This window comes from Nostoc sp. CCY 9925, assembly GCF_963920935.1.
Lineage (GTDB): Bacteria > Cyanobacteriota > Cyanobacteriia > Cyanobacteriales > Nostocaceae > Nostoc.
In genome coordinates this window covers 44,139-55,574 of the sequence record NZ_CAWUDO010000058.1, presented here as the reverse complement: position 1 = coordinate 55,574, position 11,436 = coordinate 44,139, and the positions used below count along the sequence as shown (strand labels likewise).

Here is an 11,436-nt window from a genome sequence, read left to right as displayed (position 1 = left end):
CTCTACGGTTAACTTTTCGTTACATAGTTATAAATTTCCCCGCCGACTTACTTAGACGTAAACTGGCTTCCCGCAGGGTAGGACACAAAGAAATAAGAGTTTGAGGAGTTTTTGCGTAAGTCTTATTAGTCAGGAAACCTGTCCAAGGTAGGGCTGTCGGAACCTACAATCAATACCATTTGTTTGTAAGGCTGCATCAAATTTTATTGATAAAAGTCAATAAAATTTTTAATCGCCTCTTGTTTTTTAGCACGATATATGTAAATCTCATAAATATAAAATACGGTAATTTGATTGACTTATCGTATTTTAGGCAAAAAATTGAGTAAGTTAGCTAATAAACTCAAATTTAGTGTCTTGAGAGTTATGTCTGGGGCTGAGGACTGGAGACTATTAGAGGGCAAAGGGATGATTCTTCCTAATCCCCTGTATCCAATCATGAAAACGGAAACAGAACACAGCATTGGAAGTTAACTCTGGTATCCAATCCTCAATTCCCAAAATTTAGGAGATCAAATCATGAGTACAAATTTATCTGAGTTAGGCAATAGTTCTACTGCTTTTTCCCAACTAGATTTAGAGGCTGATGTTCTAGTCATCGGGGGTGGGCCATTTTATGCTGCCGGTGATGCTGCAACACGAGAATTAATTTGTGGTGGCTTTATTGGTGGTGGTAGTCATACACCGCCTGGGCAAACTCTTCCGGATATTGGACAGGCGAAGCAGCAGCAAACTACGCCTGTCAATGCTCAAAAGCAGGGAATAGCCCTCTCAAAGTTCTCCTTTTTAAGCAGGATTTAGAAGGATCTAAAGTTTTAGATACCTTAACCAGTAATTTTCAAACATCATCTAAGTAGAAATTTTCATTTTATGAGAATCTTCGATTGATAATTCTATTATTTTTATTAATTTTCTTAGCATCATAACTATGTGTTGCAATAATCATGATTAATTATGCTGCTGAAGAAATAGATAGATAAAAATAGCCGAATTTGAGAATTATACATAGTTTATATCAATTATTTTTGATATTTTCTCAAATTTAGTTATTACGAATACAAGACCACTAGACTTATTAACCGCGATACTACTGGAGAATAAACCAATGTTTTTTGGACAACTTGAAAGAGAGTGTTTATATGGAGAAGTTTGGTCAGTTTGGCAAACAACCAAATTACCAGAACATCTACAGTTATTGGTGGATCAAGAAGAAGTACAATACGATATTTGGGAGTTGCAAAGCCAAAAGCCTGATTTTAAGACTACTCCTGTCAGTCTCGATCGCGCCTCTAGCGATTCACAAAGCATTTGATTCCATAGCCAGTGCATGATAATAAGGTGTAAAAACCACAGCAATCTAATCATTGATAGTTATTCACTGACGCACGGAAGTAGTGTTTTTTTAGCCGCTGCTTTTTGCGTTTATACTGCAAACCTATTCCGCATCACATACCAAGAGAAGGAATCAACACCGATGCCACACCTGTTTGAACCATTCAGGATTCGAGAAGTTACTTTTCGCAACCGTATCGCTGTTTCACCGATGTGTCAATATTCCAGTACAAACGGATATGCTAACGATTGGCATATGATACATCTAGCTTCTCGTGCAGTTGGCGGTGCAGGTATAGTGCTAACAGAAGCAGCAGCTGTGGAACCACGTGGACGTATTAGCCCGCAAGACTTGGGCATTTGGTCAGATGCACACATCCAAACTTTAGCCAAGATTGCGGGATTAATTCATAACTTTGGAGCTGTTGCAGGTATTCAACTTGCTCATGCAGGCAGGAAGGCCAGCACTGCCAAACCGAGTAAAGGTGGAAAAGTGCTCGATGAATCTCAGGAAGGTTGGCGTCCCTTAGTTTCCAGCAGTGCGATCGCTTTTAGCAAAGATAGCCCTGTGCCTGAAGCCCTAAGTATTGAAGGAATTCAAGAAGTTATTGACGCCTTTATCCAAGCTGCTAAACGTTCTCTACAAGCTGGTTTCAAGGTGATTGAAATCCATGCTGCCCACGGTTACTTACTACACCAGTTTCTCTCACCCCTTTCTAACCATCGTGAAGATGATTATGGTGGTAGCTTTGAAAACCGTACTCGTTTGTTAATAGAAGTGGTTCAAGGAATCCGAGAGGTTTGGCCTCAGACATATCCACTTTGGGTACGCATTTCTGCCACTGACTGGGTAGACAAGGGCTGGGACATTGAGCAAACTATCGCTTTAAGTGACAAACTTAAGTCTCTAGGAGTCGATCTCATTGATACTTCATCAGGGGGACTGATACCGGGGATCAACATCCCAGTTAAACCTGGTTATCAAACTCAATTTTCCGAACGTATCCGGCGTAAAACTAACATCTATACAGGAGCCGTAGGGTTAATAACATCTCCAGAACAAGCTGACGAACTAATTCGCACAGAAGTAGCTGATATAGTCCTGTTAGGACGTGAACTACTCCGCAATCCTTACTGGCCACATCTGGCAGCCAAACAACTCGGACACGATAAACTCTGGCCTGTTCAATATGACCGCGCTTGGCTGTGATGATCTCGGGACTGGGAATTGTGAGATGGTTTGACGAATTGCCAAACAAAAATGCGATCTAATCCGGTTCGGATAAGCACTCTTGATCTATGATGTGGGCTGGGAAAAGGGGAAAGGTTTGAAATTACCCTTTTCCCTTTAACCAAACCGTATTGAAATGCGATCGCCTTAAATATTACAAATCCATTTCTAGCTCTTGAGGCGAAATTATTTGATACTTTAAATTAGCAACCTCAAATTAACGATGGTAGATGACTGAGGCTGCAATTTCACTCAGTACTCCTGTTGTTCTCCAAACACTTCATCTATTAGTTCTTGCGCTCGTTCGTCTGAAATTTTTAAGGCTTCTTCAAGATAAAATCGAAAGGTAGATTAACCTAAATTTACATAAATACGAAATCGAGGCAACGGTGTGAGTACATTTTTATCTAGTGTGGCTGTATTACTCTCTACTTTGGCTTTAGGATGTAGCGGTTATGTAGCTTACGAACTTTTCACGCTGCGAGAGACGCTAAATGCCACCAACACTAATACACTAAGCAATAGCACTCGCACTCAAGTGCCAAGTCCTACAACTACAACTCCTTCAAAAGAACCAACAGCATCACCATCGCCAGCTACTACTAGCTCAGCAATTCAACCCGGTCAATTTGTGCAGCCTGCTTTTGGCAACAAGGCAGAAGTGGAATTACTTTCAGCCAAGCGAATTAAAGATCCACAAACTGGAAACCGTGATGTCATAAATGTGCAAATGCGTATCCGTCGGCTTGCCACAGACGGAGTTTCTGGTAGTGATATCATATCGGTTTCTAGTACAACAGCCCGTAATCCTGACACTAGCGAAACATACAAAGGAGTTGCTTTAGATCGCTCAACAGGAAGCGTTTCTTTGTTCCAAGTACGTCCACAAGCCTCCGCAGATGCTTATGTCTGGCTAAGAGTTCCCGATGGTATCAATAATTTGGACATTTTTGTGCCAGATACAGCCGCATTTAAAAATGTACCAATTTCATCTTAGCTGAATACAGGAACAGAGGCTTTATTCTTTGTTGATAACGTGCAAGATTCCCAACTTCTTCATGAAGTCGGGAATCTGAACAACTCAAGTTCAACAAAATTATTTCATACTCTAAATTGGCAACCTCAAATTAACGATGGTAGATGACTGAGGCTGCAATTTCAAAAGGATTACTCCTCTTCTTCGCCGAATATTTCATCTATTAGTTCTTGCGCTCGTTCGTCTGAAATTCTTAAGCTTTCCTGAAGTTCAGAGATATAATCTTGTTCATTTTCGGGTACTTCTTCGTCAATCCCCACCACTAAGATAGCGGTGATATATGCAGCTTCTCGATAAGCTCTATTTGGTAAGGATTCGATCGCTTGGGCTACTAAGTCTTCAGGTTCTTCTTCTTCAATCAAGCTGACGACTTTATCGGTCAATTCTTCAAAGTCATCATCAGAGTAATCTTCAAATAAACCAACCTGACTGAGAAATTCACTCAAAGCATATTCTTCTGTTGAAGAAATACCTTCACCATCAGCAGCTGCGGAAAAAAGTCCTATAATTGCGATCGCAACTTCTGGTTCTAAAGCAACTGAACTAGCACTACGGCCTTTGGGCAACTTGCGTTGAGGCATAATTATCCTTTAAAAGTTACGTGATATTTGAGGAAGTAATACCTTAGGGTTTATACAACCTCGTAGATTTAGAATTCCCAAAAAATGAGTAAAAATACAAATGCTATTAGTTATTGATATGAATATTTGTTTCACAAAAAATACGCAGAGAAATCTATCCTCTGCGTATAAAGACGGCTTATTAGGGATTGGGGACTGGGGATTAGTGACTGGGTACTGAGGATTGGGAATTGGGGGATTGAATAATAGGTATTCAGAACTAGAAATTGGGTGTTTGCCCTCTAATGTTTCTCCACTAATCCCCAGTCCCTCCTACAACTTCGTTCCACATTCAGCACAGAAGTTATGCGTAGGAGCATTTTTCGCATTGCAGTTGCTACAATAAACTGGCTCTGCTGGGACTTTGGGCTGTTGCTTGGGCAAGCCGACCATTTGAGCGTTGCTTTTGCCAGGAGCTACCATTGGATAGCAATTTTCATCTCTGGTAACGTGGACATTCACAATTACCGGGCCATTGTGTGCCAGCATTTCGGCAATCCCATCTTTTAATTCGCTGCGATCGCTAATTACCATACCCTTGATTCCATAGGCTTTTGCCAATAATTCAATGTCTGGCATCCCTACTTCCATGTTCGAGGATGAGTAACGTTCGCCATAGAAGGCTTGCTGCCATTGGCGTACCATCCCTTGCCAACCATTGTTAATAATTATCGTCTTGACATTAATGCCATATTGTGATAAAGTTCCAAGTTCCTGTAAGCACATCTGGAAACTAGCATCACCGCTAATACAGATGACTTCTTCATCAGGAAAGGCGACTTTCGCGCCCATGGCCGCAGGTAGGCCAAAACCCATGGTTCCTAAACCTGCGCTAGAAATCCAGCGTCTTGGGCCATTCTTCAAAAATTGCGCTGCCCACATTTGATGTTGTCCGACATCTGTGGTGTAGAAAGCGTTTGGTGCTTGGCTGCTGACTTCTACGATCGCTTCTTGGGGTGAAATGCTGTCAGTATGCTGGGGTACTACTAGAGGATACTCTTCCCGCCAACGGTTAACTTTAGTTAACCACTCTTGGTTTTGATTTGGTGTCGCCTTGACGCCTGTTTCTTTGCAGCGACGTAACAAGTCAATTAAGACGTTTCGCACATCGCCAACGATGGGTACTTCGGGAATGCGGTTTTTGCCGACTTCTGCGGGGTCGATGTCGATGTGAATTACTTTGGCGCGGGAGGCGAATTCATCTAATTTGCCTGTGACGCGATCGTCAAATCTTGCACCGACGCAAATTAGCAAGTCACAATCACTAACGGCAAAGTTAGCGTAAGCGGTGCCGTGCATTCCCAACATTCCCAAAGCTAGGGGATGATGTTCGTCAAAGGCGCCGATCCCCATTAAGGTTGTGGTGACGGGGATATTGAATAACTCAGCTAATTGTTTGATTTCTTCGTGGGCAGAAGCGGCGATCGCACCACCACCTACATACAGAAGTGGACGGCGACTTTCGCTAATCAACTGAATTGCTGCTTGAATTTGCCGGGGATTTCCCTTGACTGTGGGACGATAACCGCGTAACTTTACTGAGCCTGGTTTCACAGGCACATACTCAAATTCTTCTAAAGCTACGTCCTTGGGGACATCAATTAAAACTGGCCCTGGACGCCCTGTGCTAGCGATGTGAAAGGCTTCAGCCACAATTCGCGCCATATCTTTGGGGTCGCGCACTACATAGGAGTGCTTGACAATTGGTAGCGTAATCCCGTAGATATCGGTTTCTTGAAACGCATCTGTACCGATCGCTGGACGTGAAACCTGTCCCGTGACTACAATCATCGGGATCGAATCCATGTAGGCTGTGGCGATGCCTGTTACCAAGTTAGTTGCTCCTGGACCAGAAGTGCCAAAGCATACTCCCACTTTCCCCGTGGCACGCGCGTAACCGTCGGCAGCGTGGGCTGCGCCTTGTTCGTGTCTCACTAAAATGTGCTTAATCGCACCAGTAGCTTCCACTTTGTACAGGTCGTCGTAAATTGGCAGAATCGCCCCACCAGGATAACCAAAAATATACTCAACACCGTGGCGATGAAGGCTGTCAAGCAGAGCAAAACCGCCAGATGCACGTTTGGGCACGACTGGCGGGTTTGAATTACGGGAGTTTTTCTGATTCTCGGTTTGTGGAATACTGATTTGGGAAGGCAATTCTCCAACGGAGACACTTTGTGAACGCACGGTCAAACCTCAGACTATAGCTAAAGTTAATGCTGACTTCTGTAGTTAAGATTTCATTTTAATAGAAAACTTCAATTAAATTGCGATTAATTTAATTTATAGATTAAAAATAAAGCCAGAGTATTAGCCTACATTAGTTAAATTACGTCTTGCAAGACTCTGCGGGTATTTTTCCAAGCCCAAACGCCGACAAGTACGACAACAACACTCATAACCACAAGCACCGTTCTCAATCCCAAAGCATCGGTTAACGGCCCAGTGATTGCCAAGGGTGCAGATAAGGCGATGTTGACAGCATGATTTTGAAAGCCAAACACTTTACCATGCATTGTTGATGGTGTTTGCTGTTGAATTAAAGTTTGCATAGGCACACCAATAAAGGCAGCACCGATACCTAAAATTGCACACAGTCCAAGGGCCAGCATTAAATTGTGAGTAAAAGTGAACACTGCTAAAACTAGGGCTATCATCAAAAATCCAATTAAAGGTAAGGGCTTGTGGTGCAATTTATCACCCCAGTGACCTAAAAGTGCCGCACCAAGTACCATACCTACCCCGGCTGCTGCTAAGAAAAAGCCGAACTGTTTTTCTTTGAGACCAAACTCTTCGGCTAATCGAATCGTCAACACCGTTAAGGCTGCAAATACACAATATAAGGTTGTCAGTTGCAGCATCGCGTTCAAGACCAAACGATTTTTCTTGAGATAGCGTAGACTCGCGGTAAATTCAGCCCAAGGGTGATTTTCGTCTTGATGTTCCTTTGGTAGTTTGTGTTCTTTAAACTTAATCGGCTGCATGATGCCAGCAGATAATATGTATAGTCCTCCAACCACAAGTTCTTGACCGTATTCTTCCCCCATCAAGCTTTTCGCCAAACTCAAAATCGGTTCTCCTACGGCAAAGCCAACAATTAAAGCTCCCATCATGGTGCTGCTAAATAGTGCGTTGGCTGCCAACAAATTTTCTCGCTTCACCAACAAGGGAATGGAGGCTTGTTCCGCTGGGGCAAAGAACTGTGTGACTGTGGAAATGGCAAAAGTTAGGATTAAGAGAATCAAAAACTCCCTTGGTAACAAGGGAAGACACAGCGTTAATATTCCACGCACAACATCTGAGCCGACCATAATCAGCTTTTTTGGCAAACGGTCAACAAAGATACCGCCGGCAGAACCAAACAAAATTGCTGGTATTGTAAACGACAGCATCAAAGTTGAATACATCGAGTTTTGTGCCAACCCAGGAAGTGGTGAGTAGTTCTCCAGCAGAGCAATCATCAAAACAAAGAAGACCTTATCTGCTAACTGGGAAACTAGTTGCCCAATCCACAGGAGCATAAAACCACGGTTTTTTAGCAGTGCGCTAAACCCGTTATTAACAGCGGCAGGTTCTGTTGGAAACATCAGTTACTTTAGGTAGATGGGGCATGGGGTATGGGGACTGGGGAGTGTAGGAGGTGTGCCAAGAGTGGGAAGCTTTTTTATAATCTCCTCATACTTCCCACACTCCCCCATCTCCTATTTCTCACTTAGTTACTCCATTGTCCGGATTAATTGGCTTCATAGCGTTCTAACAGCATACGCAAAAATTCAGCTGCACTCAGATAGCCTTTGGGGGGAAAAATTCCAATGGATGAATCTACCCACCAACCTTGTACAGTTTCAGGCGATCGCCAAATTGACATATGATCGACTCCTGGTTCTGCATAAAAGTTATTTTGCCCAATCCCAAGCAAACTAGAACTCCAATGGGTGAAATAATCATGACTCATCCGATGAATCGGGAAATTACCTTGTAGTGGCACTCCCCATCCATCTATAGCAATAAACGCTTTCACACGACCACCCAAGAGTTGCCACAAATACGCCGCTCCTATTGCCCCGACTACGCCAGCGCTAAAGCTAATGAATATCAGCGGCGATTCCAAAGAGTTGTTGAGGCGATCGCGCAAAAACTCTAAAATGTGCAAAGCTGATAAACTCAGAAAATCCTTACCCGGAAAAACCAGTATCTTAGCTTGATTTTCGGTAATTGAGCCATGAGAAGTATCTAACCATGCCGATATAAAAGATTGGGTGAAGACTGGATCGTGGATTCCAGGGCAAATAATGATGCTCATCTGTCTGTGCGTGGCAGCTTTCAAAATTATTAATAGCTTAAACCTACTACAAGGATCTATTAGCTGTTCGCGTTGTATATAAGATGTGCCAGTAGATGCGAGGAAGATTTTAAATAAAATTTTAGTTATAAATAAAACTGAATTAATCGTAAAATTACATAATTTTACGCCCAAACAATTCAGATACAGGGATAATACTTTCTATCATCTCTGAGTGCGTAGGCGTAACCCACCGCAGGCATCGCTAATTTGAATTCCAGAGTCTGAATTTGCTTTGATAGCAGAAAATATGAGAGACAGGGCGTGAAATTGACCAAATTTATATATTAATCGTTCAATCTGTTTAAGGCTAATATTAATAACACAATTCCTGAGGATTGTATGTGCAGCTTCAACTATTCTGACATCACTCAAAATTATAATTTCAATTTATCTAATTATTGCCAGAGAGTATTGATAAAATCCTGAGCTAATAGCTGAAGTCCACGCTTAGTGGACTGGACTGAATTTCTCATTAAGTCCTGACATTTACAGCCCTTAGAGTGCTTTTATCTATGCAGTAGTAACCAAATTATGTCTTTTGATGTATTATTTTGATTTTTACACCTATCCCATCCGGGGGGATGTGATAATAATTTACTATTAGGGGAAATGTTCAAGCTATCCCCTAACTTTATATCTCTCTGCACTCTGGTTATATTGAGGAAGTTATTGTGGTTGCAACGCCCGAAAAACTACAACATACTCACGAACAATTGTCAAGTAAAGACCGTGTAGCCGTACTACTTATGGGCTACGGCGAAGTTGAAAGCTACGAAGATTTCGCCAACTATAACGAACAGGCTTTGAATCTACTCACCGCCAAATTCGCACCAGTGCCAACCTGGATTTATCCCCCCCTAGCAAGACTTCTGGCACTATTTGACCGTCATGAGTGGGGACACACACACCACGATTTCATTTCTCCACACAACGCCATCTTTGAACAGCAACGTGCTGGGATTGAGAAGAATTTACAAGAAAAATGGGGCAATAATGTCCAAGTTTTCAAAGCTTTCAACTTTTGCGCCCCCTTCTTACCCAAACAAGTTTTGGCAGAAATCAAAAACCAAGGCTTTGATAAGCTGCTAATTTATCCACTGCTAGTTGTTGATTCTATCTTTACTAGTGGGATTGCCATCGAACAAGTTAACAATGCTCTTGTCGAGTTGACTGATGGTGAAGAACACTGGGTTAAAGCACAGCGCTACATTCCTTCTTTCTTCAACGAACCAGCTTACATCGATTTGATGGCTCATTTAGTTGAGGAGAAAATTAACGCTGATTTAGCAGCAGCTTACCTACCTTCTCAAATCGGTATTGTGCTGATGAATCACGGTTGTCCGCACAAAGCCAAAGGATTTACTTCTGGAATTACTGAAAGTCAGGCGCTATACGATTTAGTACGAGATAAGTTGATTAACCGCTATCCTTTAATCTCGGTAGGTTGGCTTAATCACGATACACCTCTGATTGAATGGACGCAGCCAAATGCACAACAGGCAGCAAATAACTTGATTCAATTAGGTGCAAAAGTAGTGGTATTTATGCCAATAGGCTTTGCTACGGAAAACCATGAAACTCTGTTGGATGTACACCACATCATCCATGCTTTGGAAAAACAGCATCATGGTATAAACTACGTACAAATGGCTTGCGTTAACGACCATCCGGAATTTTTAGCGATCGCTGCTGAATGGGCTGATGCTCATATTGCACAGTTATTGTCAGAGCAAACTGTGGCAGTTAACCCCCAATTAGCTGACCATCACCATCACCACCACCACCATTAAGCTTAATTTTGTAAGTGGGCAAAGCTTTGCCCACTCCAAATTGATGTTTACTTTCAGGCATAGATGCAGTTCAAATCTTGATATCACACCGTTGCAGATACTCTTCAAGCCTTCGTTTCTGTCTGCACTAAAATACTGATATACATTTATTTTTTTCATCTGAGTTTTAGGTAAAATTCCGTTCAAACTCAGTACTATCACTCAGGTAAACTGGAATTGTTAAAGTTATTCTGTAACCAGTAATATCACATCTGCTAGGTTATAAAAGATTACAATCTCTTGATATCAAAGTCTCGGTAATCACTTACTATAAAAATTTCTGTGCGTCAGAGCGTCCACCATGTCAGCCCTAATGATAAGTCTTTAACCAGACATGATATGACTGGTCACGCAGCAACAATTTTTAGTAGCTCTTAGCAGCTTTTGGGGCTAATTATCTCATACCAGTTCTGTGTAAAGATGCGCCAAAACCTGAGTAATGGTGATGAAAGTGTAGACCGACGCAAATATCGAGAGATTACGAAAAAAAAACACCATCATTTCACTACTGTATTGAGTATCCAAAAGCATTTATTGGCAAAAAAATAGGGGTGTTGTTATCAGGACTTACGCACTCACATCCCCCAACCCCCTTAAAAAGGGGGCTTTAGACATTCCCCCCTTTTCAAGGGGGTTAGGGGGGATCAGGGTTTCAAGCTTCAGTGCGTAAGTCCTGGTTATCAAACAGCAGCCAAATTTTTGTGTAATTAATGCACTATTTTCCTTGCTCTTTTAATGAAATTCAACGCTGAAATAGAAAGATTTACACATGCCAGAAACATTAATTGAAACTTTTTTGACCTACTATTTCATCGCTTTTGATGCTAATGGCAAAGAACGCGAAAACAATGAAAAACTAATTAGCAAAAAAGTAATAAATATCTTATATAAATCTAGGCAATCTGAGCAGTGAATCACAGATGTTTTCTTGATGAGCCACGGATGGTAAGGTGACATTCCTGCGGCAAAAAGCCAGTATGACAATTGGCGGACTTGATTTACTTACAAGACTTGTATATCTAATTCTTAGATCTATTTGTTTG

At 41.9% G+C, this 11,436-nt stretch carries 10 protein-coding genes; 6 read left to right on the top strand and 4 right to left on the bottom strand.

What is annotated here, in order from left to right; translation table 11 throughout:
• Positions 1-519 precede the first annotated feature (519 nt).
• The 4 genes from ACM0OY_RS25225 to ACM0OY_RS25210 all read left to right on the top strand — a co-directional run bounded on the left by ACM0OY_RS25225 (position 520) and on the right by ACM0OY_RS25210 (position 3,560).
• Positions 520-801, top strand: a complete 282-nt coding sequence (locus ACM0OY_RS25225) for a hypothetical protein (protein WP_414571565.1) — start codon at positions 520-522, stop codon at positions 799-801.
• Positions 802-1,105: 304 nt separating this feature from the next.
• Positions 1,106-1,312: a hypothetical protein gene (locus tag ACM0OY_RS25220; protein WP_414571561.1), complete on the top strand. Its 207-nt coding sequence runs from the start codon at positions 1,106-1,108 to the stop codon at positions 1,310-1,312.
• A gap of 162 nt (positions 1,313-1,474) precedes the next feature.
• Positions 1,475-2,542 carry an NADH:flavin oxidoreductase/NADH oxidase gene (locus tag ACM0OY_RS25215; protein WP_414571560.1) on the top strand — a complete coding sequence of 356 codons (1,068 nt, stop codon included), beginning with the start codon at positions 1,475-1,477 and terminating at the stop codon, positions 2,540-2,542.
• 412 nt (positions 2,543-2,954) lie between these two features.
• Positions 2,955-3,560, top strand: a complete 606-nt coding sequence (locus tag ACM0OY_RS25210; RefSeq protein ID WP_414571559.1) for a hypothetical protein — start codon at positions 2,955-2,957, stop codon at positions 3,558-3,560.
• Between the two features lie 170 nt (positions 3,561-3,730).
• On the opposite strand, the gene ACM0OY_RS25205 is transcribed toward ACM0OY_RS25210, so the two are convergent.
• The 4 genes from ACM0OY_RS25205 to ACM0OY_RS25190 all read right to left on the bottom strand — a co-directional run bounded on the left by ACM0OY_RS25205 (position 3,731) and on the right by ACM0OY_RS25190 (position 8,522).
• Entirely contained in the window at positions 3,731-4,180 is a 450-nt protein-coding gene (locus tag ACM0OY_RS25205; RefSeq protein ID WP_414571558.1) for a tellurite resistance TerB family protein, read from the bottom strand.
• A 312-nt stretch (positions 4,181-4,492) separates the two neighbouring features.
• Entirely contained in the window at positions 4,493-6,406 is a 1,914-nt protein-coding gene (ilvB, locus tag ACM0OY_RS25200; protein ID WP_414571557.1) for a biosynthetic-type acetolactate synthase large subunit, read from the bottom strand.
• 137 nt (positions 6,407-6,543) lie between these two features.
• On the bottom strand, positions 6,544-7,806 hold the full coding sequence (locus ACM0OY_RS25195; protein ID WP_414571556.1) for an MFS transporter: 1,263 nt from the start codon (positions 7,804-7,806) through the stop codon (positions 6,544-6,546).
• A gap of 146 nt (positions 7,807-7,952) precedes the next feature.
• On the bottom strand, positions 7,953-8,522 hold the full coding sequence (locus tag ACM0OY_RS25190) for a hypothetical protein (protein ID WP_414571555.1): 570 nt from the start codon (positions 8,520-8,522) through the stop codon (positions 7,953-7,955).
• 713 nt (positions 8,523-9,235) lie between these two features.
• On the opposite strand from ACM0OY_RS25190, the gene ACM0OY_RS25185 reads away from it, so the two are divergent.
• Positions 9,236-10,354, top strand: coding sequence for a ferrochelatase (locus ACM0OY_RS25185; RefSeq protein ID WP_414571554.1), 1,119 nt, complete (start codon positions 9,236-9,238; stop codon positions 10,352-10,354).
• 808 nt (positions 10,355-11,162) lie between these two features.
• Positions 11,163-11,306, top strand: a complete 144-nt coding sequence (locus tag ACM0OY_RS25180; RefSeq protein WP_414571553.1) for a hypothetical protein — start codon at positions 11,163-11,165, stop codon at positions 11,304-11,306.
• Positions 11,307-11,436: the final 130 nt, after the last annotated feature.

Bases quoted from the DNA above. Each gene is read 5' to 3' on its own strand.
- ACM0OY_RS25225 (WP_414571565.1), top strand. From the start codon at position 520: ATGAGTACAAATTTATCTGAGTTAGGCAATAGTTCTACTGCTTTTTCC.
- ACM0OY_RS25220 (WP_414571561.1), top strand. From the start codon at position 1,106: ATGTTTTTTGGACAACTTGAAAGAGAGTGTTTATATGGAGAAGTTTGG.
- ACM0OY_RS25215 (WP_414571560.1), top strand. From the start codon at position 1,475: ATGCCACACCTGTTTGAACCATTCAGGATTCGAGAAGTTACTTTTCGC.
- ACM0OY_RS25205 (WP_414571558.1), bottom strand. From the start codon at position 4,180: ATGCCTCAACGCAAGTTGCCCAAAGGCCGTAGTGCTAGTTCAGTTGCT.
- ACM0OY_RS25195 (WP_414571556.1), bottom strand. From the start codon at position 7,806: ATGTTTCCAACAGAACCTGCCGCTGTTAATAACGGGTTTAGCGCACTG.
- ACM0OY_RS25190 (WP_414571555.1), bottom strand. From the start codon at position 8,522: ATGAGCATCATTATTTGCCCTGGAATCCACGATCCAGTCTTCACCCAA.
- ACM0OY_RS25180 (WP_414571553.1), top strand. From the start codon at position 11,163: ATGCCAGAAACATTAATTGAAACTTTTTTGACCTACTATTTCATCGCT.